Here is a 25,039-nt window from a genome sequence, read left to right on the forward strand (position 1 = left end):
TGCTATCACATTTTTAGATTCATTTGTTGTGCGATTTCTTCAAAGGTATCACGCACTTGCCAAATTTGTTGCTTATTTATTGATGAGAACTGTCCCAATGCCTCTTGTCGGTTTTTCTCATGACCAATCACTGTATTGATCAAGATCATTGAAACGCCAAGCTTTTCAAGCTGGGTACGTAAGAAGTGCCGTGTCCAATAAGAATCATCAAAAGGCATGTAGTCTACTAATAATTTTGAGATATGGCTTCGCTTGATTTGAATAAGTTTATCGTAACTATCTGATAGCATATTAAGTAGGGTTAGCTCATCTTGTTCTTGTTTGATCTGATGAATCATTTTATCGACCTTGGCAGTCGCATAAGGCTGATAATCGACAAGAAATAATTGGTACTTTTTTAAAATTGCCAAAAGAGTAGGGCACAATGGGATTAGTCGATGGTTTTTGACAACCTTATTAGGTTTATCTGCCACTTCGTACCAACCCACCTCTAAGTCAATATCTCTAACATTAGTCAGTCCATTATTTGGACGAGTACCAGTCAACAAACAAAACTGGATCCAAACAAGAGCGCTATACCTATTGAAGTGCTCCTCTCTATTGTCGCCATTATCAACCCACACCGATAGATCCTGTAAGAAAATATTGACGTATTTTAATGTCAATGCAAATCCAGAGCCTGTAGTGAAATCTATTCTAGTACTTTGTTTGCCAATAAAACTATCGTCTAATTGGTTGTCATAGTTAAGCAGCTCTATTGCTTGACGATAACGCTTAATAAGAAATTCGTTATTATGACTGCTGTAGTAAGTAGAGGGTGCAAGAGATGCTGGTATTCGGCAAATCAGATCGGCAATATGTTGGTTACCACCTCGAATATATCTGTGTAAGACAATATGCAAAGCGGTTTCAATACGTACTACTGATAGATAGGGTAGGTCTATATCTTCTTTTATAGTGCGAATATAGTCTAGAATATCGTCTTTATTTGGTAAGTTTTTTTCATGAGAAAGGAATTTTATTAACTTCATTGGCATGGGGAGACTTATGATACGCTTTTGATTTTCGTGAATATTTGCATCATATTCATGCTTACGATCAGTGATTTGTAGTTGATACTGCAAATATGCAGCATCTCCCAAAACGGTGAATAACCCAGAGTCTGGAATGAAACCAGTTGTCATTAAAAGCTCTACAGGAACGGCTGTTATCATTGATAGGAGTAAGATAAGAGAGGCTTTATTGTGTTTATAGTCGTGTTGATGTGAATCTATCGCTAATCTGCCAAAAACCTGTTTTAAGCCTGCTACAGAAAGCGTTCTGACATTAGAGTTAAGCTCTAACTCTCTCTGGCTAATATAGCTGTGATGAACGTTTTTTTCTATCCTATGTAACGGTTGCATGTAACGAACTTTCTTATCAGGCAAATCTAAACTGACAATCAGTGGACGTTCTAAAGTATCCATGTACTCTTCAATATTTTTAGGTTTTCTAGAATTTGGTGAATACAGTTCATAATCAAAATCTGGTATTGCAGGATACTGGTAGTATAAATGTGGAGCATCGCTCTCAATATCATATTTATTTTGATTCCAGTAGCTATTTTCTACCCAAGTTGAACCATCCACGAAATCAGCCAATTGTTCGGTGGCTTCACTTTCAAAAGGATCCAAATATTTATCTTTCTTTTTGCGCTGGCGAGTGATTTTCTTGTTAGGATAGTAGGCTTGCTCAAAGCATTTAACAATCGCGTTAAGCTGTTTAAATTTTTTACTGCGGAACCTGACCGTTGCTTCACTTTCCTCAGTGTTTATTAGCAGCTCTATTCGTACTTCTTGTTCGTACGCTATTATTCCCAATTGTCCTACAAAGAATACATAGATGAAGTCTACTGTATTCGATAACTCTTCTAGATCGTCAAGTTTCGGTAATACCTCCCAAATCCATCGGTTATTCTTAGAGTTGGAAAATACGGGTAACTTGAATCGGTTAATTACATTTGTTAAATGCGTCTTTGCTTTTTTGTGATGTGATAACAACAAATATGTATGAATGGATATGCATAACCATATTATTTTTTTGTGCTCATTATCGGTTAAGTTATCTAACAAGAAAAGCGGTTGTAGAATCGGAGGTAATGCATTGAGCGTCTTTTTACTGACATCTTCTTGAAAAAATAAACCGTTTTTTATAGCTATCAACTGCTCTATTAAAGGTGGCGACCGTTGTTGAATGGTTAAATTAATTGAAGTGACAATTTCCTTTAGTGCAGCTATCCAGTTCTTATTGTAGTTATATGGATATTCAACACTTAAAAGATCAACTTGTTCAATAAGCTGGTCATTAGTCAAAAGAACAATTTGATCACTATCATCAGGCATTTTGTTTCTCGCTATTTTTTGACTTATTCCGTGCGTTATCGTATGTTTTTTCATGGATATTCATGTGTGAGCAAAAGAGTATTATGGGATAATTGTTAAGACCAAATAAGTGTTCACATTGCTTTTCAGTTAGAGCTTTTTTTAGATCTTGATGGACTTTATAATAATTTAAACTTTCTTGGCTACGAATGGCTCTATTAAGAAAGTTAATAAGTTCATAAAAAACACTTTCTAACCTATAAAATTCAGGGAGTTCGTTGGTATTAATACAGATACAGTGTACTTGCTTAACTGTAGCCTGCTGGAAGTATCTCTTGCAAAAGAATGCCAAAATGTAGTTGTTCAAAAAAATGAAATCTTGGTCTATGATTGTGATGAATGTAGTAGCTGCTAGAGCTCTTTCGATCTCCATCTCAAGAAAATCATTTTCTAGTTCTGATGATATCTCATGAGTTAGTATGTATAGCTGCTTAAACTCGTCATGGTAAGTAATAAGCTGCTCTGATATATAACCGGTTGAGTATTGTTTAAATTTCACTTTGTGATCCATAATCTGATACTGTTTCAGTATACATGCCAAACAATTAGAGGAGGGGTACAGTTGAAGCAAAGTCTTATATTTGAAGCGATCTGACCCATCCTGTTAAATCCGTATGACTAAACTTGGGATGTTTTAGTTACGTAGCCTGACGATAAAATTCAAACCACACTTGCCTTGGCGATCTATAGCCTAAATCCTCTTGAATTATCGTCTGATTGTAGTAGATCCCGATATAGCCGATAATATCATTGCTTGCCAATATCGCGAATCAGCCAATCGTAGTAGCTTGAATACTTAATCTTTAGCATACGGTATATAGTAGTAATGCCGAAAAGGGACTAGTTATCTTCAACAAAGGCGTACATTACTGGCTGTCACTGCTGGCATAGCCCTGCGTCTTGCGTCACTAAAACAGTCTACTGGAATGTTTCTTAACATTTCTCATTGGCGAAGTACGCCGTCGCCTCATTCGAGCATAATTCTCGTCTTGCGTTGGGGCGAAGCGGTGCTTCGCTTTATTCCTCCTCATTTAATATCTCTCGTTCCTCTTCAGCAACTTTAAGCTGTCTTTTGAGGCGCTTGTTCTCTTCCATCACGGCCATAAGCTGTGGATCGTACTGCTCAGTTCCTTCAAGATTATCTTAATTGGCTTTGTTATGTCAGTTCGATAGCGTTTGCATGGCGATGCCAAGTTGCTTTGCAGTCGCTGAGATGTTGCCGTTATTGTCTTCTATCTTTTTGATGGCTCCTACTTTGAATTCCGTTTAATACGCTTAGTTTACCAAGTTTACGTGTAAGGTTTATTTAGCATAGCTCACTACTGTTTATGTGTCATCTTTTGAGTTTGAACAACGGTATTATGAGTTTTTAACTTAGTAAGGTATCATCGACTGACTTGATTACTCAACTTCCGATATACTTGAGACAGTTCACTACAATTAAAATTGTTGAACTTCGTTATTAACAAGATTTTTTAAGCAAACATCGAGTAGAAAGACAATGCATCTAATGCATTGTCCTAGATAATTTTTTACTTTTAGTTGTGGTTTTTGATTTCAGTAAACAATGATTTTTCTCAAACCAAAAACCAAAGTCCACCCATAATAACCAGTCCTGAAACTGCTAACACGATCAAGCAATATCCCATAATGGCACGTGCATCAAGTCCTGCAATACCTAATAACGGTAATGCCCAGAATGGCTGTATCATATTTGTCCAGGCATCTCCCCATGCAATTGCCATAGCCGTCACACTAGGATTAACCCCAAGCGCTGTACCAGCGGGTATCATGACAGGCCCCTGAACGGCGAATTGACCACCACCTGAAGGCACAAAAACATTTACGATACCAGCACTTAAAAATGCAAACACGGGAAAGCTATCTGCTGAGGCATTATTGATAAAAAATTCAGTCACCTCAGTACTAATTGAAATACCATTGAGGTTTGCTCCTGTCATTATACCCATAATACCACCATAGAATGGATACAGTAATACGATGCCAGTAATACTGCTGATACCTGAATTGACAGCCAAATAGTAGCGCTCAAGAGTGCCATGGGCTAATAATCCCATAAATAAAAACAGGCCAATGACTATGTTAAATCCTAAGCTAAAGCCATTACTGGTAAATTCATTCACATAATACATGAGTGCAAGCGCTAGTAAGACAAAAGCAATAAGACGGCTGTCATCTAACTTTTGGGCTGGTGTATCATGTTTAGGCGCTTGGTAAACCTCATTTTTTAGGATACTGGGATCAACTAACGTCGGATTTTTGGGGTGCATAAAGCTATTAAGAATAGGTATAACTACGATTAAGGTAATTAGAATAGCTAAGTTGTAGGGAGCGAATATAGTTTGTGAGAGAGGAATAGCATCGGTCAAGATGTCTCCTGAAAGTTGTTTTAACGTATCGCCACCGCTGCTTAGTGCCAAAGGGATTGATCCAGATAGCCCTGAGTGCCAAACTAGAAATCCAGAGTAAGCAGAAGCAACCAACAGGGGATAATCCACTTTAGTTACTTTTTTGGCAAGAGATCTAGCAAAAACAGCACTAATTACCAAACCAAAACCCCAGTTAATCAAAGCGCCTGCCATTGCTACTAACGTTACTATGATAATAGCAGCTTTTGGCGAATGTACTTTATCTGCCATAGCATCCAAAAATCGCTGAATAAAAGGAGCGTTGGCAAGGGCATAGCCAGTGATTAGAATTAATGCCATTTGCATGGCAAAACCATGCAATGACCATAGGCCGTTGCCCCAGTGGCCTGCCATAGATAAAATATCTTGTCCCGTTAAGATAAGACCCGCTGCAAATGCGATAAGAGTGAGAATAATGGAAAAAACAAAAGACGATGGTAAATAACGATTGACCAGTTTTACACTGGCATTGGTTAGCATAGTCAACATAGCAAACATCCTTGTATTATTTTCAGTGACTTTTGTATAAAGACTTGGATCAATGTGGATATGAGTCTAGTGTCTTTATAGCGTAGGACACCTTATTTTGATTTTTTAAGTGAATAACAGTCCATAAGTTGTTAATTCGAGTGACAATCTTTGCAGTTCGTCTTTATTTATTCGTTATGCTTCTTCTTATGATATGATTTTAAGACTGTAGCCTTATTTATCTTGACTGGTTTTGATGTCTCAAACTATATCTCTATAATTCTGGCCATCCATATCAAAGTCCTTTTGATAGAATTATCTTTACTCGCTTTCCATAAAATAGTTGTAATATTTCTCCCTTAACGTTTTTTTGCTAATTTTACCTGTGCCTGTATAAGGCATTTCATCAATTAAAACAGTCGCAGAGGGAATCGACCATTTATGCAGTTTATGAGTTAGGTACGTTTCTATATCTATATGTGCGATCTGCGTTTCGGGCTTTGCGACTAAAATTAAAAGCGGGCGTTCTCCCCATTTTGAATGATTAGCGGCAATTACGGCCGCTTCAGCAACGTTTGGATGGCTCAGCATGGCATTTTCAATTTCGACGCTACTTACCCATTCGCCACCAGTCTTAATCATGTCTTTTGCCCGATCAGTAATATTCATATAGCCATGCATATCGATCGTTGCTATATCCCCTGTATCAAACCATGTCTCCTTGTCTTCAGCTATATTATTAGTCAATTGTTTACTACCATTGTTGCTCTCAATATTGCTGTAGCTTTGTGCGACATTATGTCCTCTGATTTCTAGCACACCCTCAGAGATCCCGTTGTGGGGCAGTAACTCATTATGTTGGTCCTTTAATCGCATTTGCATACCGAAAATAGGCCTACCGCATTTGAGTACTTGCTTTTTTGGTATATTCTTTAGATCTTTTACTCTATTGCAAGCGCCCAAAGAGCTGGTTTCAGTCATACCCCATGCGTTCTCAAGAGCTATACCATGATGACTTAAGCTCTCGATTAAGGAGTAGGAAGCTGCAGAACCGCCTGAGATGGCTCGTTTTAAAGTAGTTTCGGTGATATTGTTTTCTTGCAGATGGTTTTTCAGCGCTGTCCAAATAGTGGGTACCGCCATTGAGACATCTACTGACTGAGTCTGAATCAGGTTATAAATCTTTTGAATTTGGCCAGCAAAGGAGTTGGGCCATACAATTTTTGCTCCACATAGCACTGCATTAAACGGTATACCCCACGCACTGATGTGATACAAAGGTACAATCGGCATGATACAGCTGCTTTCATCAAGACCTACCACATTAGGCATACTCAGAGTTAGTGCGTGTAACACCGTACTACGATGTGAATAAAGCACACCCTTAGGAACACCTGTTGTACCTGAGGTGTAGCAAAGCCCACTTGCACTTTGTTCAGCGATATCAGGCCAATCATAATTGGTAGACTCTGTAGCAATAAGCTCTTCATAAAACATAAAATCTAATGATGATTTCAATGTTTTATCTATATCGCCTAGTACAATAAAATATTTTACGAAAGGTTTAAGGTGTTCGTAGAGGGATTCGATAATGTGCAGGCAATCCTGCTCAACAACGATAACTTCATCTTGAGCAGATATGATGATTTGTCGTAATTGCTCATGGGGCAATTTGGGATTGATGGTGTGATAAATACGCTCTGAACAAGGAATGGCATAATGGAGTTCAAAATGCTGATGGGTATTCCAAGCAATCGTTCCGACCTTGGCGTCCTTGCTAACTAGCAGTCGGTCTAAACTATTAGCAAACTGGGCAACACGGTCAAAAGCGTCTTTGTAAGTATACTCATGTGTAGTCACACCATCTGATTTGAGAGTCACGATTTTTTGCTCAGAGTAGAGTGCTAAAGCATACTGCATGATAGACGTGATATTTAGATTACAATGCATCATCATTCCATTAATCATCTTTCTGTCCTTAGGTAAGATGGTTGATGTTTATGATAATGCAACTATAGTGCCAAATATTTTTGTTATAATAATCAATAACTTAAAAATAATATCCTGTTTTCATTTTGAAAAATTATTTCACTTTTGAAACGTTGCTATCCATAACTTTCATTTTACGCCATAGCGTTGTACGGCTAATACCTAGATTTTTGGCAGCCAATTCTAGATTGCCATCAACGTCCTGAAGTGTTTGTTCTATCAGTAGTGATTCTTGATTTATCTTGGCTTTCTTTAACAGAGAGGTGTCATTTGTTTTTTGGGTAGATGAAAAAAGCTCTGGCAAATGCAGAGATAAGAAATTCGGCTGAGTATGACTTTTATCAAAATAAAACAGAACCTGTATTCTCTCTATAATATTTTCTAATTCACGAATATTTCCAGGCCAGCTATATTTTTTTAATAAGTGAGGAAGGGTGTCTGGTAGGTCTTTGATGGATTTTCTATACTTCTTTAAAAAGTGATCAGCTAATGTCAGTATATCTTCTGGTCGATTTCTCAAAGGTGGTATGGATAACCGAAGAATATTAAGTCGATAGTATAGATCCGCCCTAAAACTGTCATTGGCAACCAGGTTCTCTAAGTCGGCATGCGTGGCGGCGATAACGCGAATATTGAGATGATGACTAGCAGTTGAACCTAACCGGCTGATTTGTCTTTCTTGTAACACTCTTAAAAATCGTGTCTGTAGATGCAAAGGCATGTCGCCAATTTCATCTAAAAACAAAGTTCCATTATGTGCAGATTCAATAAGTCCGATCCGGCCATTTTTTTTGGCACCCGTAAAGGCACCTTCGGCATAACCAAATAGTTCACTCTCTAATAAGCTCTCTGGAAAAGAGGCACAGTTAATAGCCACAAAAGGCGCCTTACTACGGCTACTATGATTATGAATACTTTGTGCTAAGACTTCCTTACCTGTACCACTCTCACCCGTAATTAGTACAGTACTGTCAGTTTTGGCATAGGCTTTCGCTAAGGATAAAGTGGTCTTAAAAATGGCGTTTAGAGTAGAGAGTTGGTTGAAACGGTAGCGGGTATTGAAGTTTCTAGAAGATACTTTTCTAAATTCGCTGCTAGAATATTCTAATGCGTTGAGTTCTTGAGCACTTAAAATATAGCCATTAATATAATCGTTGTTCATCTCTAAAATATGAACCGCCAACTGGTAGTTTTCGATATCAAGTAGTTGGCGTGGATTATGAGCAGCAGTATCTAGATTTAAGTTACCAAAGATATCTGCAGGTGATTTATTCAGTACGTCAGCGGGAGACTTTTTAAGCAGTTCGGCCATGGATGTATTAATAAAAGATATTTTTTTATTTTTGGTGATAAAACAAACACCTTCATTTAGATGGTTAAATATCTCCGTAAGACGGATAATGGTAGATTGTTCTCTCCTTATTTTTTCTAAACTTCTCAAGGCATTCGCGAACAGATCTTTAAGCGATACCACAGTCATCGCTAATTGTCCGACCAGACCTTCATTAATGGCCAGCTCTACTGAGATAGGCGAACCAATAACAGCATCAAACTTTTCTTTTTTGATTAGCTGAACGGTTCTTTTGGCATCGAAATAAGAATCGTAAGTGAACTGTTCGATATCTAGCAAAAAAACTTCTGAATAATCTTCTAGACTGACGGTAGTAGTTGCTTTTCCCAGTAAAGCGATACGTTTGTATTGCTTCAAACTAGAGATGGCTTGGATAACATCAAACATACCTGTTCTAATGACCTGAATTTCAATACTTAGTATCTTTTGTAAATAACTAGCCGTTGCTCCTGTACACAAGATTATTTGACAACCATTGATGGTCAGTTGCTGCGCTACTACTTCAACATCAGAAATATGACATTCAACAAAACCAATATCTTGTGAATCAATCTCTAATATGGCTTGTTCGACCAAAGAACGAATCCCATTAATATTTGGGGTATGGATATAGGTAAATAAAATATTAATAGGTTTGTTATTAGACATCCGTTGCACCCTTAAAAATATACGTTATATAGGAGCACAGCTGTGCCCACCATCTACTTTAATCTCTACACCAGTAATTCCTTTACCTGCTCTTGAGGCAAGTAATAATAGCGCACCATCTAATTCTTCAAAATCAACAAATTTGCGACTTGGAATACGTTTTAACAATTGTTGACCCAAATCACTCATTAGGTATTCTTTATTAATATCAGTCACCATATATCCAGGAGCCACCGCATTTACATTGATACCAAACCGAGCCAGCTCAACGGCCATCACTTCTGTTAGATGGCGTAAACCCGCTTTAGACGCACAGTATGGACTAACACCTAAGTTGACTGACTCAGACAAGACAGACGTAATATTAATAATAGCCCCTTTATTATGTGAAGCAATCATGTGCTGCGCGATTTCTTGCGAGCACTGCCAAGGAGCTTTTAGATTGGTGTTAACAATCTTGTCCCAATCGTTGTCATCATAATTCAAAAAGCTTTTGGTATCACTGACGCCTGCATTATTAATAAGAACATCTACACTGACACCATTGTCCTCTAAACTACTTATCATTTGGTTAAAAGCTTGACGGTCATTTACATCTAATACAAAGCTATGAACGTTGATATCAAAGTCTGCTTCAAGACTTGCTTTTAGATGCTGCAATTTATCAGCACTTCTGGCACAGATAATGACATTTGCGCCTTTTTGGGCAAACAAAGTAGTGATATGTTTGCCCAAGCCGCCAGACGCACCTGTAATAAGAACATTCTTGTTACTAACATCAAATAAGCTCATTGTCATTGTCTCCTTAATCTTTCTTGCCTAGTAGTTTTCTTGCGACACTCATTCTATGAACTTCATTTGCGCCATCATAGATTCTAAAGCCACGAGCATCTTTAAAAATTTTGCAGACGATAGATTCATCTGTCATGGCCTGTCCGCCCAAGATCTGAACACTTCGGTCAATCACTCGCCAGATACCTTCAGAGCTAATAACTTTTACCAGACTTGATTCATAGTTACCTCGTTGTCCTGCATCTAGTACTTGAGCACAATAATGAATGGCCAGTCTAGTACTCAATAAATCTATTTCATTATCCGCCAACATAAAGCCCACGCCTTGATGGTCGCCCAGTCTTTTACCAAAGGACTGACGATCTCTGGCATATTGTGTAGCAATGTCATGAGCTCGTTGAGCTTGCCCAAGCCAACGCATACAATGAGTTAGGCGAGCAGGTGCTAATCGAACCTGAGCATATTTAAAGCCTTGACCTATTTCACCTAGTACATTCTCTTTTGGGATTCGTAGGTTGTCGAACGTTAATACGCCATGACCACCTGCAAAGCAAGAATCCATAGTATTCATATTTCTTTCTAATATAAATCCTGGTACGTCGGTATCCGTCAAAAACATGGAAGCACTACCATCTTCCATCTTTGCCATAATGATGGCAAATGCCGCACCATCGGCACCTGTAATGAGCCATTTTCGGCCATTGATGACGTACTCGTCACCTTCTAACACAGCAGTGGTTTGCAACATGGAAGGGTCTGAACCTGCACCTGGACTAGGCTCTGTCATTGCAAAACAAGAACGCGTCTCGCCACTCACCATTTTGCGTAACCAACGTTCTTTCTGCTCTTCATTAGCGACTAAATCTAGTAGATGAATATTACCCTCATCTGGGGCATGAATATTCATAGCGATAGGGCCTAATGCAGAATAGCCTGCTTGTTCAAATGCAATGGCTTTTTGCATGTGTGACCAACCTAGTCCACCCATCTCAACGCTGGCATGCGGTGTGAGCAGTTTTGCCGCTTTAGCACGGCTAACAATATCGTCACGCAGCTCAGTACTTGGACCGTGGCTGTCCTGACGAAGGTCCTGCTCAAAAGGAATGATTTCTTTGGCGATGAAGTCTTTTACCTGTTGTTGTAACGCTAATAAATCGTCTGATAATGTAATCATATGTTTATTCCTTAAACCCATTGTTATTGACATACATGTTATAAACATCGTCCATGGCACTATTGAATAACCCATTTTTAAGCGAATTATAAATAGTAAAATTTTGGAGCTTTATACGTTTGTGCAAAATTTGATTGTTTTTAACCTTTATATCTAAAATGTTTAAACACCCATAATCTTGCTCTTGGGTATAAATGTCTGCTAAGTGATGATTATACATCCAGTTAATTATCACTCGGTTGACTGCATCGTGAGAAGATATCAAGATGTTTTGACGGCTTGGTTTAGACAATATCGTCTGCTCGAACCAATCAATCACTCGATGGCTAAACTCTTTCCAGCTTTCGCCTTGAATAAAATTTTCAAGCTGATTGGTCTGCAGTAGATACGCCTCTTTCAACGCTGTTTCAGATTGATCGTTAGGTAAGTCTTTGAGCCTCCCTGACTTAATCTCTCTAATAGCATCTACTGCCAATACCTTTTTTGAAGGTTGATATTGGGTTAATATTTCCGCCGTTTGTATAGAGCGGGGCATAGTAGATGAGTAAACGCTTTCAAAAGATATGTCTTTTAAACACTCAGCGAGTAAGCTAATTTGCTCAATACCTTGTGGCGATAACTGAGCATATTTTGGGTTTATAGGCTTATTATTTTCATCAAAATAAGCCACATGACCATGCCGTACTAGAAAAATACGTAGCCAAGAATCAGTCATGATTTGCTACCTTAGGATCAGTTATCTTTAATACCTCATTGTTTAATGATTCTAAAACCGTAAGAAGGTTAGAGATTTTCTTACCTTCTCGAATGTTTTGGCTCAACAATGCTAAGGCTTGTTCATTATTTTCAATTGGCATATCGGATACTGGTTCTAATATCTTATGAATATTTGAGGCATGATTTTCTTGTTCTAAGAGATAGCTTTTCAATAATTCAAAGCTTTTCATAACCATCAATAAGCTGTATTTATTGTCAGAGGTAGGCAAGAGCTCATTTTTGATAACCGTTTGACTGGTTTCTATTAAGTCAATGAACGTTTGCTGTTTCATACTTTATCTCCCAAGATATCTAGAATGTTTTTCTCAAGCTTAGGTACCATAAACTCGGTTAAAGCCAGTTCTAAAGAAGGTATTTCCATATCATCATTGCGATTTGACTGCTGCATAGCAATGATCGCCCAACGTACATGAGATAGTATGTGCCAAAACTTTAATTCGGTCTTTGGCACATCAGCACCACAAACATCAGTATATGCTTGAGAGAAATCTTCATAAGAGCCAATGCCACCAGCAATATTCTTATTTTGACCAAAACGCCAGCACTTAGCCGTGAACCAACCAATGTCTTCACGGCGATCTCCCCATTGGGTAAACTCCCAATCAAGAATGCCTGAAATATGATTGTTTTCAATCATGATGTTGCCCGTACGAAAATCTCCATGTACCAGCACCAACTCATCAATACTAGGTAAATTATCAGTCATCCAACTAATTGCATACTCTAAAATAGGGTTAGTTGCTTGCAGCAAATCTAACTGCGCTCGAAAAGAATGAATTTTGTCTGCAAGATATTGATCTTTATTAGGTTTAGGTAAAAATTCCGTTAATTCATCACCAAGAGGTACTTGATGAATAGAAGCCAATGACCTACCGATATCTTGCGTGATGTTTTTTCGGATATTGGCATCGGCCAGCCGAACCAGTTTATGGCCTTCAGCCACTCCGTTGATTTTCTGCATAATGAAAAAATCACTATTCAAAAAATTTGGGGCTTTTTTAAAATAGATTGGTTTAGGAACCTTAATTCCTAATTGGTATAAACGTGAAAGTAATCGATATTCTTGTTCGCGGTCAGAGCTGACCGAAACAGCAGCTTCTGAGTTTTTTCGTAGGACTAATGCAAAATCGTTATCTTGAATCAACCAATTTTCTTGGATAGCACCACCGCTCATTTTTACCACTTTCAAGTGTGCTGTTACTTTCAAATTAAGCTGATCTACGAGGAGTTCTTTTAATTGATTAACTCTATAAATATTCATGACTATCCCTGTGTTAAATCTACTATCTTTTAATCAGCAAATTATATGCCAGTATTTTTTTATATATAAATCAAACACTTAATTATTTAGTGCCTTTTCATAAATGAAATATATTTTCATTTATGAATTTCGATAGTTTTATTCCAGGTTGGTAATACGCTTGTCTAGCTCATATAAATCGATTTTCAAAGTATGAGGCCGAATACTTCCAACAGTTATTTAGTACTAGAAAAAATAGTGCCATTATTTCAATAAGCAGACCTTATTATTCGAATCATATAGCTGATCATTAAACAAAAACTGAGCAGTACTATAAGAGAGCACTATGTATTAGGCTAAAAGCTTGGATGCTGCTAATATGCATATAACTCGACCTATATTTGGTCTTAAATTGAACCGTCATATAAGCATGTGTTAAAGCCAACAACCATTGGAGTTGTATGGATATCAATCAATGATCTTGGTAATAGGTAGATAGTATTAATGAATTGGGAACAGTGGATAGCAGAAAATAGAAAACAAATTGAGCACGTTGTGGGATATGAAGAAAACTTTGTCAGAAGTATTTTAGCTAAAATTCCCGAAATAAGCCCCGAGGATGTCACTGCACAATTTCATTTTACTGATTCAAATGGAGGTAACAGATATATTGACTTTATGATTGTGAATGAGGTAAAGGGCTATCGATTACCTATTGAGTTAGATGGGTATTGGAAAGTAACTAATTATCACGATTTCAACGATATGTTGGAAAGGCAAAATGATCTAGTACAGATATACGGTGTTCTGCTCAGATATACCAATAATAAAATGAATCAACAGCCTGATAAAATAGTTAGAGAAATTAGAAAAACATTAGAGTTACAAGGTAAGAACCAATTGAGCCAAGAAATGCTAGAAAAGCAAGAACAACAGCGTGTTGCTGAATATCAACAAGAGCTCAACCAGCTAAAAGATGAGCTGATACAACAGCAAGAAACACATATGCAGTCTTCATCTACGATTGCTAAAAGTGAAATTGCAAGCATTCAAGCAACGATTGCTGATCTACAATCTAAGATAGAACAAAATAACACTCCAGCGAAAGTAGAAGTAGCAAGAGACAATATTGCTGTCAAGCACTCTAAAGAGCCTGTAAAAACTAAAGTTACAGCCAATCAAATGTTAGTAGCAGGTTCTGCTGGGTTAGTTATTGTCGCTCTAGGAGCTAATGCATTCTTTAGCAAAAACAAACAAATTAGTTTTGAGACGACTGAGAGTAGCTCACTGTTGCTGTTGGCCAATAATAACGAAGAAGATGAATCAGAAGACGTCAATACAGAGTTGATGGAAGGAACTCCATCACTTCAAAACACTGTTAGTGCTGAGACGGATACTACAATAGTAAAGAGGCAAAAGCCTCAAGCTAATACTATTACCGTTGAAGAGGATTATTCTGAAGTATCATACAAAAGTGTGGCACAAGAGTCTGCTGTTATTAAAAAAGAAAGTGAGGAAGTTGAGGTTCACCAACCTACGTTTGAGGAAGTGCCAAAGAATAACTATGAAGTAGCTGTCTCTAATACGGTAACAGCTGCCCAAGCCTATCAGCACATAGGTGATTACCGTATCGTTTGTGGTTACGTGTCACAAGTTACAGGATTCAGTAAGGGAAAATATTTAAATCTTGGTGCTACATATCCCAATCAAGATGCCACTATCGTAGTGTGGAACTCTGATATGGAAAAATTCGATAATCTAGGTCAATACGAAGGTCAGGAACTATGTGTACAAGGCACAGTTAGTTCTTATAAAGGAACACCTCAGATCAAACTATCTTCTATGAATCAGGTTAAATAAATTTATGTGGACCTTTTTTTCTATTATTGCAGGTTTTTTTTTCCTACTGTTACTGCCGGCTCTATCGTCACTGTATGACCAAGAATATAGTGAACAAGCGAGAAAACGTAAACAGGAAGAAGAGAGGATTAATGAGGATAAAACAGATATCGCTGCTGAGAGAAAGAAAGTCGAGACTGATAGAGCATGGATTAGAGATCAAGAACTAAAACTGATTTCTAAAGAAAAAAAGCTCGAAGCAGATAGACGTCAGAGATATCTTACAGTAAAGCAGTTAGTAGTAAGCTGCTCTATATTTATAATCATCGCTGTAACTATCATTATGTTTTTCAAAAACTTAAATACAATTTAACTACCACTAGGGTCATTATGTTTAAAAAAATTGTAGTTATCGCAAGTGCTGTATTGTTTAGTATAACATTGTCTCATGCTACCGAACCGAAAATAGAAGCCTACAAAGCACCATTTCATGTTGGAAAAACGGTAATGGCATGTGGAATACTAGCCGAGACAAAGCATTTCCCCAATAGACATTATCTTAACTTGGACAAAAAGTACCCTAAACAATCGCTAACAGTATTGGTATGGAACAAAGACTATCGTTGGTTTGAACAACGCTTTGGTGAAATAGATAGTTACGTCGGTAGACGCTTTTGTGCAAGAGGTAAGATTGAGGAATATAAAAACAATCTACAAATGAAAGTCACTAATCCACAATTTTTGAGATTGATGGATAAATAATATATTTAAGAGGTTGTTAGGTGCTTTGATAACATGCTGTTGAATGTAAGATGCTGAGGTAAAAACGCTTTGCAAGTTAATAATATTAGACTGTTAGTTGGCCTCCCATTTTTGGCATTAGTGGGATGTACTCCATCACCATAAGATGATGTATTGTATGGTGCAGGATTTATTAAAGTGAACCAAACATTATGGTCCGAAAAATACACTAAACCTTATCCGTTTTCTGTCGCTAGTGGTGAGATTTCATGTGGGTCACATCCGAAATTTGGTCGAGAGGTATATTTTGAGCCCGAAGGCTTTACTAATGAATCCTATATTGGTACACCGTTAAACCAAGCTGCTAGAAATAGTCTTGAGCAAGATAATATGGCATCTAATGTACCTTATAGTATACGAGCAGGCGCTGACCTAAGTGAGGCTATAAAGATAGGTTTACAAGTATGCGCTGACTACCAAGATAGGCTAACATCCAATCTTTATTCTACGCAATGAAAATAGTGGGTCTGCGGTTTTCAAAATAGTGTCTCTTACTGAAAAAATATTTATACAACTTCCAAGAATATCTGATAATTTATAAATAAGTATAGTAACGTTAGACTTTACTTTATTAAAAGAAGATTTTTAACATGAGTTACGGAAGACCAAAAGACTGGGTAGAAATGCGTCATTTAGCTTCCGAGTACGGGCTGACACTCAGACATTATCAAGAAGAAAAGCCTCATCTTTTTGAGCTAGTTGTTGTGAGAACGTTCGTAGGCGGAGAATCCATTCTCACTGCCATGACACATGAAGATGTTGAAGGTAACGGTAAGCTCAGTAATAATAAGACATTGGAGCAAACTATTCTTGATAATGCTGTTCGTTCTAAGTTTTATGAATATTTAGTATTGTGTCATAACAATAGATTTGAATCTAATTACCAACTCCCATCAGGTTTGTAAATTTTACTAAGATTGTTTGCTGCACCAACAATAGCGGGAACTATATGTTGTTCAAAGTGATCTGAGGTAAAGGCATGTACTGGAAAACTAACAGATAGTGCATATACCATTTTGTTGGAGGATAAATCCTTAATAGGGGCGGTACATGCAACCATATCATTGTTAAACTTTTGCCAACTTGTAAGATGGTTTTTACCACGACTGTTCTTTACTGCCTGTAGCAATTCATCAAGGTTTGTCGGCGTTGCGTCAGAGTAAATTTTCCACTCTGGAAAATCATTAAACCTGCTTTTAACTTCTTCATCCGACAAATCACTCAAAAGCATTTGTCCAATGACGGTGGCGTAAGCTGGCCATCTTAGTCCAGGCAATATATTGGAGGTAAAGCTTCCTAAAGGTTGAATATTCTGCAAATTGACAATTTCTGTTCCATCTAACGTGAAAAGGTGTACGGCAGTGCCAGTATCATCTCTCAATTTTTCCATGACTGCATAGGCTTCTTGTTTAAATGAAATAGACTTGAGATAAGAGTGGGATAAATCAACCACTTTAATATCTAACATGTAGTTTTTATTGTTGTCTTTTTTGATGTAACCCATCTGTTCCAAAGTAAATAACAGCCTATATGCACTGGATTTATTGATGCCTAACTGTGTCGCTATTTCTGATAATGACATCTCCACGATCTCATTTTTATTAAACAACTCCATCAACAAAAGCCCATTTTTTAGGCTGTTCACCATATATTTATCATCAGGTAATGATTCGGACATTATATCGATCTCAAAAATTGGTTAGAAATATTCTATCATACAAGGTAATTTATCGCGTAGTCCATAAGACCTGATAATAAATAGACAATGTTGAGCAGTTTATTGACCTATCCATTTTATCTCAATTTATATCCTTCCTGCCTCTACGCTTATCAGTAGTATTTTCTAACAAATTCTATAGATCAGTCGTTTAAATGATGTGGTTCATTAGTTTTAGTCGTGCATCTACCAAGCCATATCATCAATGTCGTCTTTATTGTCTAAATCATGACTGCTTATTTTCTAAATTATATTTCATGAAGCGACCCTATTCATCGCAGTTACATTCTGCCTTTCTATGTCATTTTGACAGTTTTTATCCTGCAAAAATGACGCCTGTTATTCGCGCCTTGCATCAAATACCTATAAATATTTTATACATTAAAACTTTGTAAGCACAGATAATCGCAGATAAGTAACAGATTATAAATATTATTATTTGGATTTTATTCGCGTATTGGCTATTTAATTTGCAGTTGACAAGTGCAGAAAGTCTAAGTTATATTAAGTTTTACACATTAAACAGTGTTTCATATACAAAACTAAGGACGGTTTACATGGACTGGTTACCCATATGCGATTTATCAGATATTAATGAAGATGAGCCAAAATCTGTAGAAGTCAATGGCAAGAAAATTGGGGTTTTTCAGATTGAGGACACTTATTTTGCACTAGAAAATGTATGTCCACATGCTTATGCCTTGTTGACTGACGGTTTTATCGAAGATGAGACCGTAGAGTGTCCTTTACATGAGGCTATTTTTGATATTAGAAGTGGCAAATTATTGAGTGGCCCTGCTGATCGAAACCTATGTACGTACGCTTTAAAAATCGAAGCGGACAAAATATACCTTCAAGACAAAGCTTAAAAGACTAAAGCAATGCGCCAAAAAGGAGAAAGAGGATGCAGCAATACAACGAAAGCTTGATCCGTTGGAAGCAACACAGTCCTAGTAAGGATGCGGGAATCAATAATATTCAAATGCCAGGACAGTCAACATTGATGGTCTGGCAAACCCGCGATCACGAACCGACAGATTATGAATTGTCTTTAGCAAAAAATTTAATTACTGCGTTTTCGTCTGGCGCTGAGACTGTGGAAGAAGTCGTCAACGCTCTGAATGAGCAAGGCATGCTTCATGGAGATGGCAGCGCTTTTACCACTGAGTCGTTTGAACGAGAAATGGCACGATTGGGATACTAAAAACCATCAAATAGGGAGTGTAAGACGATGAGACAGTTTCAGTCATTAGAAGAGTATTTGTCATTAGGACTAAGAAATCGCTGGCATCCAGTGTTGTCTTCTTGGGAAATAGAAGCGAATCCAGTCGGTATCACGCGCTTGGGTGAAAACCTTGTGTTATGGAGAGATGAAGCTGGCGAAGTCCATGCCCTCGAAGACAGATGTCCGCACCGCGGTGCCAGATTGTCTTTAGGCTGGAACTTAGGTAGTAAGGTTGCTTGCTGGTATCACGGGGTAGAAGTCGACAAAAAGGGTACCGTCGTCGATGTACCTGCGGTTAATGACTGCCCAATGAAAGGTCAGTCTTGTGTACGTAGTTATCCTGTCCAAGAATCAAACGGAGCAATCTTTGTTTGGTTTGGTTTAGAAGATGGTCAAACGCCAACGCCACTTGAGTTGCCAGAGCAGCTAGCAAGTGATGATTGGAGTAGCTTTTTGTGCATGGCTGATTGGGAAGTCAACTATCAGTATGCCGTTGATAACGTGATGGATCCAATGCACGGCGCTTTTTTACACGCGACGTCTCACTCTATGGCAGAAGGCGATAAGCAATCTGATATGGAGTTTAAAAAGACCAAAGATGGCTTCGTATTCGAAAAAACAGGTCAAAAAGGTGTGAACTTTGATTGGGTAGAATACGGCGATACGGGTAGCCCTTGGTTAAGATTGTCTATTCCTTACAAGAAAGATTTTGGTCCCGGCGGTGTGTTTTGGATTGTCGGTTTTGCCACACCGATTGATGAGCACCATACCCGTGTCTTCTTTTGGCGCTGCCGTGAAGTGCAAGGCTGGCAACGTGATACGTGGCGCTTTATGTACCGCACCTATCTTGAAAAACTGCACTGGGATGTCTTAGAACAAGACAGAATTATTTTAGAAAATATGGCGCCACAGGCTCAGGCTCACGAGTTTTTGTATCAGCATGACGTGGGTCTTGCCCGTTTGAGAAGAATTTTTCAAAAAGAAGGCAAAAAGCAATTTAACCAGCTGCAAGCGTTAAAAGAGCCTAAAGAAGAGAAAGTCAACGCTTAACTGGAATGCTTCTTAAAGGTGGCATACAAGCAAAATACAAATTGAAAGGGAGTTCCAGCACTAATGAACAATTTACTACTCAACAAGAGAATCGTTATATCAGGCGCGGCTCGTGGGCTGGGACTGTCTTTTGCTATCGCTTGTGCCAAGCAAGGCGCAGACGTGGTCATGTTGGATATCTTGACAGATGAAGTTCATAGTCAAGCCAATTTGTTAAAAGAGCAGGGGTTAAAGGCAACTGCTTGGCAGATAGATTTGTCAGATGCATCCAACATCAAATCGACAGTTGATGACGTAATTGCTCAGAGTGCTCAAATTGATGGCCTTATCAACTGTGGGGCTTTAGCGACTGGGGTTGGCGGTAAAAACATGATGGATTATGACGAAGATCTTTGGGATCGTGTAATGCAAATTAATGTCAAAGGTACGTGGCTATTGAGTAAAGCATTGGTTCCATATCTTAAAGCGTCTAGCGCTGGAAAAATCGTCAATATTGCCTCTGATACCGCGCTTTGGGGTGCACCAAACTTGATGGCTTATACCGCAAGTAAAGGTGCCATCATCTCTATGACTCGCTCCATGGCGCGTGAGCTTGGTGAAGACAATATCTGTGTCAACTGTATTTTACCCGGTCTTACCATCGTTGAAGCAACTGCTTATGTACCACAGCAACGCCACGACCATTATGTCAATGGTCGCGCGCTCAACAGAAAGCAATATCCAGAAGACATAGATGGTACAGCAGTATATCTCTTGTCCGATTTGGCGTCATTTGTCACAGGTCAAAATATCCCAGTAAATGGTGGCTTTGTATTTAACTAGGAAGCTTGCGTCACAGCGAGTAACCAAAGCATTCCAATAAGGATTTCACATGATAAACGGAATTAAAACCTTAAAATTCGGTGTTGAAGACCGAAAAAAATGTCAGAACTTTGCGATTGATTTTGGGTTAGAAGAAGTCAGCTCAGACATAGAAGGCACGACAAAATTTAGCATGGACAACGGTAGTGCCATTTATGTCTACGACAAAGATGACACCAGATTGCCGCCTGCTTTTGAAGACGGCTCGACGCTAAGAGAAGTGACTTGGGCAGTAGATGATCAAGAGAGTTTTGACAAGCTAAAGGATAGCTTACAAGGTGTCGATAGTTATAAAGCAGAGACAGATATTTTATATTGCCGTGATCCAAATGGGCTGACATTGTCTTTTGAAATCAGTGTCATGCAAACCAGTCTCGATAAAGCAAGCGCGGGTATCAATCAGTATGGTTCTATTAATAGAATCAATGAAGCCAGTCCAGTGTATGAAAAAGCAGCACCATTAGGCGTCGGTCATGTTGTCCTCTTTAGTCCCAACCTTGTAGCGGCACAAACATTTTACGAGGATAAATTGGGCTTTTATCTATCAGATGCTTATAACAATCGAGGGGCGTTTTTACGGTGCTCCGCGGAAGGCTGGCATCACAATCTGTTTTTATTAAAGCTGCCTCACAGAGATGCGCCTGGGTTAAATCATGTGGCCTTTATTGTTAGAGACATACATGAGGTCATTGGCGGCGGTCTGCACATGAACCGAAAAAAATGGGATTCGTTTATCGGGCCTGGTCGCCATCCTGTGTCCTCTGCGTACTTTTGGTATGTGCATTCACCATTTGGCGGGGCATTTGAATACTACACCAACGACGATTACTTAACGCCTGAATGGCAAGCTCGTCATTATGATTATTCACTTGATTTATTTACAGAGTGGGCAGTCGAGGGCGGTATTGATGATACCACGAGACGGCAAATCAACAATATGTGAATGATTAAAGCTGGATGAGTTATATAGAAAGAGATGGCACACAAATAAGGAGGTTTACCATGAATCAGATAGTCGTAATGGGTGCAGGTCAGGCCGCAATATGGGCGGCAAAAACCCTAAGATCCGAAGGTTATACAGGTCTCATCACGATTGTGGGTGACGAAGATCATGCCTTTTACGAACGTCCTCCTTTATCCAAACAAGTGCTATTGGGCGAAGCCACTCATGAGTCGTTACAGATATTTAAGGATGAGGTTGTTGCTGAGCTTAATATCGTGCTATTGAAGCCAGTCAAAGTAACTCGTATTGATCGTCAGAATAAGACGGTCTATACCAACACTGACCAAGCAATTCCTTACGATAAATTATTGATTGCCACTGGCAGTAAGGCAAAAATCCCTGTCGAACAATGGGCGTCTTACGACAACGTTGTCAGCCTTCGCAATATTAAGGACAGTCTACGTATTGAAGAAAAGATCAATAAGGTAGATAAAGTTGGCATCATCGGTGGCGGTTGGATTGGTTTAGAAGTTGCCGCTTCTTTATCCAAAAGAAACATCGACGTGACTCTATATGAGATGAATGACCGATTGTGTGCCAGAAGTGTGAGTCAGGAAGTATCAGATTATCTGTTAAACCTTCATGATCAGCATGGCGTCCATATCAGACTGTCTTGTAAACACCTTGACTTGAATCAATCAGATGAGGATCAAAGCGTCACCATTCATGTTAATAGTAGCAATGACAACGATACTGCTGTTTATGATTTGGTATTTTTGGGTACAGGGGCGCACATTAATAAAGAGATTGCGGAAGTATCAGGATTAGAAACAAGCGATGGTATTGTCGTCAATGAATACTGCCAAACCAGCGACCCCGATATATATGCTGCAGGTGATGTAGCTATTCATCCCAATCTAGGTTTTTGTATTCAGTCTTGGTCAAATGCTCAGCATCAAGGCGTCATTGCTGCTCAATCCATGTTGGAGCACAGAATTCCTTATGAAGAGACACCGTGGCTCTGGTCGGATCAATACGATAAAAACATTCAAATATTAGGCTCGCCTGTCGATATTGAACACTGTCAATTGGTGGTTAGAGCAGACGAAGATGGGGATCATTGCTTTTTTTATCTCGATCGCGAGAAAAAACTGCGTTACCTAGTCGCCGTCAACAACAACAAAATTGTCAAAATGGCCAAAAGGTGGATAAAAGCAGAATGGCCACTTGATCCAGATGTGTTAAAAGATCAGTCATTCAATCTTGTGAAGATAAAACCCAAATAATCTGTACGGGGAAATAAGATTTTTGAACATTTAATACCATTTTTTGTATAAAAAAGCCACTGCTACCAAACGATTTGAATGCTATTTAATCACTGATTGAATCATCAAATTCCAAGCCAATTATCAAGGATGACGGAAATGGATACAACCGTAAACAATGTCGATGCTGTAGGTGTACAAAGAAACAGACCGGGTGGTTTTAGATACTGGTTGCCCGCCATTGTATTGATGATAACAGTGATATTGGCATTTTTTGACAAAATTAGTATCGCTGTCCTCTTCTCAGATCCTGCTTTTTTGTCTGATTTTGGGATTGAGGGGGACAAAACCAAATTGGGCTGGTTGATGAGTATTTTCTTATTAGCCTATGGTCTCTCATCTGTTTTTCTTAGCTTTGTAGGTGATATTTTTGGGCCAAAAAAAATCCTACTCTGCGGTATTGCCAGTTGGGGGGTGTTGATGCTCCTGATGGGTTTGACCAACAATTTTTACATGCTCTTGTTCTACCGCGTTTTGCTTGGCATTGCTGAAGGGCCGTTACTGGCGCTTTGCTACAGCATTGTTAAGCAAAATTATACGGAATCCGAGCAGGCACGTGCGTCTACCTTATTCTTATTGGGTACACCGCTGGGTGCGGCGCTTGGATTTCCATTGACCGCCCTTATTCTACAAAACTACCACTGGGAAGCCACTTTCTTCTTTATGTCGTTCATCACCATATTCCTATTCATCCTCGTATTCTTTGGCTTAAAGGGTATTACGTATGTGAAAGCGAATAGAAAGAGTGTTGACCATAAAACGAACTTCACAACACTGTTAAGTAGTAAGCCATTTTGGTTGGTTACCTTCTTTAATGTCGGGACATTGGCCTACCTATGGGGTCTAAACAGCTGGATACCGACTTACCTAATAGAAGCAAAAGGTTTTGATTTAAAGCAGTTTGGTAGCTTATCTATGATTCCATTCTTAGCCATGCTTATTGGCGAGATCATTGGTGCATTTAACTCAGACAGGTTTCCAAATAAGAGAGCGTTACAAGTCTTTGGTGGACTATTTGGCGCAGGGATTACGATGTTTTTATTGATTTATCAAGAAGGTGTAGTGAATGTTCTCATCTTCATGTCTGCCAGTGCTTTTTTATGGGGCTTCAATGTTTCAGCGATTTTCGCTTTGCTTGCTAACACGACTGCAAAAGAAGTGGCGACAACAGCAGGCGGCATCTTTAATGGATTTGGGAATTTCGGTAGTGCCTTAGCACCCGTTATCATCGGCTATATTGTTGTTTATACAGGCAATATTGACTACGGAATTATGTTTTTAGCAGGTGTGGCTATCGTATCCTCTTTCTTCTTATTGCCATTGCTTAAGAAATACTAGATTTAAAAAGAAAGAGCGTAAACAGCACGAAATTTTGTTAAATCAACCGATTAAATAGTGAGTGAAACCACAAGGAGTGCAGTTATGAATACTAAAAATACTGAAACTTGGAAAAGACCAGAAGGCAGTACGCTAAAAGATTGGATATCAACCCGTGTTGCAAGATTTGAAAATCGCGAATACGACTTTAGCGCACTGAAGTTTCAAGCAGATTTTGATCCTAAATACAGACGCGCTCAAATGCGTTATATGGGAACAGGGGCGACCGGTATTTCTGGGGATACCAATACGGTGCCAGCTGAAAACTTTACCTTTTCGACAATGCTGTTACCAGCAGGGTGTGAAGGCCCGCCACATGTGCACACTGATGCTGAAGAGGTTTTCTTTATGCTGCGCGGCTCTATTGAGTTGACGGTAGAAGAGAACGGTGAAGAAACCTCTTTGGTTTTGAATTATAGAGATTTGATCTCGATACCACCCAATGTGTATAGAGGGCTTCGCAATCATACGCAAGAAGATGCGCTGATGTGCGTCATGATTGGTAATCCAAAACCTGTCATTCCGACTTACCCAAATGACCATCCGTTGTCTAAGATTAAACGTTAGGTTTTGCGAAAACGTTTTTGTTTCATCGATGGTAACGAGATGAATC

23 protein-coding genes and 1 pseudogene are annotated in these 25,039 nt (G+C 38.7%); 13 read left to right on the top strand and 11 right to left on the bottom strand.

The genetic code is table 11. From position 1 onward, the window contains the following. Positions 1 to 5 precede the first annotated feature (5 nt). From Q0788_RS01335 to Q0788_RS01380, 10 genes and pseudogenes are all read right to left on the bottom strand, one after another. Positions 6 to 2,435 (bottom strand): hypothetical protein, encoded by a 2,430-nt coding sequence (locus Q0788_RS01335; protein WP_298807367.1) that lies wholly within the window; start codon positions 2,433 to 2,435, stop codon positions 6 to 8. Between the two features lie 1,017 nt (positions 2,436 to 3,452). Further along, positions 3,453 to 3,665 (bottom strand): annotated as a pseudogene (locus Q0788_RS01340) (IS3 family transposase); the annotation flags it as partial. A gap of 332 nt (positions 3,666 to 3,997) precedes the next feature. Continuing rightward, complete coding sequence (locus Q0788_RS01345) at positions 3,998 to 5,338, bottom strand: TIGR00366 family protein (RefSeq protein WP_102094019.1); 1,341 nt, start codon at positions 5,336 to 5,338, stop codon at positions 3,998 to 4,000. A 300-nt stretch (positions 5,339 to 5,638) separates the two neighbouring features. Next, on the bottom strand, positions 5,639 to 7,285 hold the full coding sequence (locus Q0788_RS01350; protein ID WP_298807368.1) for an AMP-binding protein: 1,647 nt from the start codon (positions 7,283 to 7,285) through the stop codon (positions 5,639 to 5,641). Between the two features lie 115 nt (positions 7,286 to 7,400). Continuing rightward, positions 7,401 to 9,305 (bottom strand): sigma 54-interacting transcriptional regulator, encoded by a 1,905-nt coding sequence (locus Q0788_RS01355; protein WP_298807369.1) that lies wholly within the window; start codon positions 9,303 to 9,305, stop codon positions 7,401 to 7,403. Between the two features lie 24 nt (positions 9,306 to 9,329). Next, positions 9,330 to 10,097, bottom strand: a complete 768-nt coding sequence (locus Q0788_RS01360; RefSeq protein WP_298807370.1) for an SDR family NAD(P)-dependent oxidoreductase — start codon at positions 10,095 to 10,097, stop codon at positions 9,330 to 9,332. A gap of 13 nt (positions 10,098 to 10,110) precedes the next feature. Beyond that, entirely contained in the window at positions 10,111 to 11,271 is a 1,161-nt protein-coding gene (locus Q0788_RS01365) for an acyl-CoA dehydrogenase family protein (protein ID WP_298807371.1), read from the bottom strand. Between the two features lie 4 nt (positions 11,272 to 11,275). Next, the gene (locus Q0788_RS01370) at positions 11,276 to 11,986 is read right to left on the bottom strand and encodes a histidine phosphatase family protein (RefSeq protein WP_102094027.1); all 711 of its coding nucleotides are present in this window, start codon (positions 11,984 to 11,986) and stop codon (positions 11,276 to 11,278) included. Next, entirely contained in the window at positions 11,979 to 12,320 is a 342-nt protein-coding gene (locus tag Q0788_RS01375; RefSeq protein WP_298807373.1) for a hypothetical protein, read from the bottom strand. The genes Q0788_RS01370 and Q0788_RS01375 overlap by 8 nt, the downstream gene beginning before the upstream one ends. Next, positions 12,317 to 13,309: a phosphotransferase family protein gene (locus tag Q0788_RS01380; RefSeq protein ID WP_298807374.1), complete on the bottom strand. Its 993-nt coding sequence runs from the start codon at positions 13,307 to 13,309 to the stop codon at positions 12,317 to 12,319. The genes Q0788_RS01375 and Q0788_RS01380 overlap by 4 nt, the downstream gene beginning before the upstream one ends. 483 nt (positions 13,310 to 13,792) lie before the next feature. On the opposite strand from Q0788_RS01380, the gene Q0788_RS01385 reads away from it, so the two are divergent. From Q0788_RS01385 to Q0788_RS01405, 5 genes are all read left to right on the top strand, one after another. Beyond that, entirely contained in the window at positions 13,793 to 15,148 is a 1,356-nt protein-coding gene (locus tag Q0788_RS01385; protein WP_298807375.1) for a hypothetical protein, read from the top strand. 4 nt (positions 15,149 to 15,152) lie between these two features. Next, positions 15,153 to 15,500 (top strand): hypothetical protein, encoded by a 348-nt coding sequence (locus Q0788_RS01390; RefSeq protein ID WP_298807376.1) that lies wholly within the window; start codon positions 15,153 to 15,155, stop codon positions 15,498 to 15,500. Between the two features lie 53 nt (positions 15,501 to 15,553). Further along, positions 15,554 to 15,889 carry a hypothetical protein gene (locus Q0788_RS01395; protein ID WP_298807377.1) on the top strand — a complete coding sequence of 112 codons (336 nt, stop codon included), beginning with the start codon at positions 15,554 to 15,556 and terminating at the stop codon, positions 15,887 to 15,889. A 177-nt stretch (positions 15,890 to 16,066) separates the two neighbouring features. After that, complete coding sequence (locus Q0788_RS01400) at positions 16,067 to 16,384, top strand: hypothetical protein (RefSeq protein WP_298807378.1); 318 nt, start codon at positions 16,067 to 16,069, stop codon at positions 16,382 to 16,384. A 134-nt stretch (positions 16,385 to 16,518) separates the two neighbouring features. Then, positions 16,519 to 16,833 (top strand): hypothetical protein, encoded by a 315-nt coding sequence (locus Q0788_RS01405; RefSeq protein WP_298807379.1) that lies wholly within the window; start codon positions 16,519 to 16,521, stop codon positions 16,831 to 16,833. Here Q0788_RS01405 and Q0788_RS01410 read toward each other — a convergent pair. After that, positions 16,809 to 17,606, bottom strand: coding sequence for an IclR family transcriptional regulator (locus tag Q0788_RS01410; protein WP_298807380.1), 798 nt, complete (start codon positions 17,604 to 17,606; stop codon positions 16,809 to 16,811). The genes Q0788_RS01405 and Q0788_RS01410 overlap by 25 nt on opposite strands. A 596-nt stretch (positions 17,607 to 18,202) precedes the next feature. Between Q0788_RS01410 and Q0788_RS01415 the strand changes: the two genes are divergently transcribed. The 8 genes from Q0788_RS01415 (at position 18,203) to Q0788_RS01450 (ending at position 24,993) form a co-directional block, all read left to right on the top strand. Further along, complete coding sequence (locus Q0788_RS01415) at positions 18,203 to 18,514, top strand: non-heme iron oxygenase ferredoxin subunit (protein WP_298807381.1); 312 nt, start codon at positions 18,203 to 18,205, stop codon at positions 18,512 to 18,514. A 35-nt stretch (positions 18,515 to 18,549) separates the two neighbouring features. Next, positions 18,550 to 18,849 (top strand): recombinase-like helix-turn-helix domain-containing protein, encoded by a 300-nt coding sequence (locus Q0788_RS01420; protein WP_298807382.1) that lies wholly within the window; start codon positions 18,550 to 18,552, stop codon positions 18,847 to 18,849. Positions 18,850 to 18,876: 27 nt separating this feature from the next. Next, complete coding sequence (locus Q0788_RS01425) at positions 18,877 to 19,920, top strand: aromatic ring-hydroxylating dioxygenase subunit alpha (RefSeq protein WP_298807383.1); 1,044 nt, start codon at positions 18,877 to 18,879, stop codon at positions 19,918 to 19,920. A gap of 63 nt (positions 19,921 to 19,983) precedes the next feature. Next, positions 19,984 to 20,742 carry an SDR family oxidoreductase gene (locus Q0788_RS01430; RefSeq protein WP_298807384.1) on the top strand — a complete coding sequence of 253 codons (759 nt, stop codon included), beginning with the start codon at positions 19,984 to 19,986 and terminating at the stop codon, positions 20,740 to 20,742. A gap of 49 nt (positions 20,743 to 20,791) precedes the next feature. Further along, a complete protein-coding gene (locus tag Q0788_RS01435) occupies positions 20,792 to 21,724 on the top strand; it encodes a VOC family protein (RefSeq protein WP_298807385.1) in 933 nt (310 codons plus the stop codon). Positions 21,725 to 21,783: 59 nt separating this feature from the next. After that, positions 21,784 to 23,010, top strand: coding sequence for an FAD-dependent oxidoreductase (locus Q0788_RS01440; protein WP_298807387.1), 1,227 nt, complete (start codon positions 21,784 to 21,786; stop codon positions 23,008 to 23,010). A gap of 138 nt (positions 23,011 to 23,148) precedes the next feature. After that, positions 23,149 to 24,387 (top strand): MFS transporter, encoded by a 1,239-nt coding sequence (locus tag Q0788_RS01445; protein WP_298807388.1) that lies wholly within the window; start codon positions 23,149 to 23,151, stop codon positions 24,385 to 24,387. Between the two features lie 84 nt (positions 24,388 to 24,471). Further along, positions 24,472 to 24,993 (top strand): cupin domain-containing protein, encoded by a 522-nt coding sequence (locus Q0788_RS01450; RefSeq protein WP_197130885.1) that lies wholly within the window; start codon positions 24,472 to 24,474, stop codon positions 24,991 to 24,993. The last annotated feature ends 46 nt before the right edge of the window (positions 24,994 to 25,039 follow it).

Origin of the sequence: uncultured Psychrobacter sp. (assembly GCF_947500265.1) — a bacterium.
In the GTDB taxonomy this organism is placed as follows: domain Bacteria; phylum Pseudomonadota; class Gammaproteobacteria; order Pseudomonadales; family Moraxellaceae; genus Psychrobacter.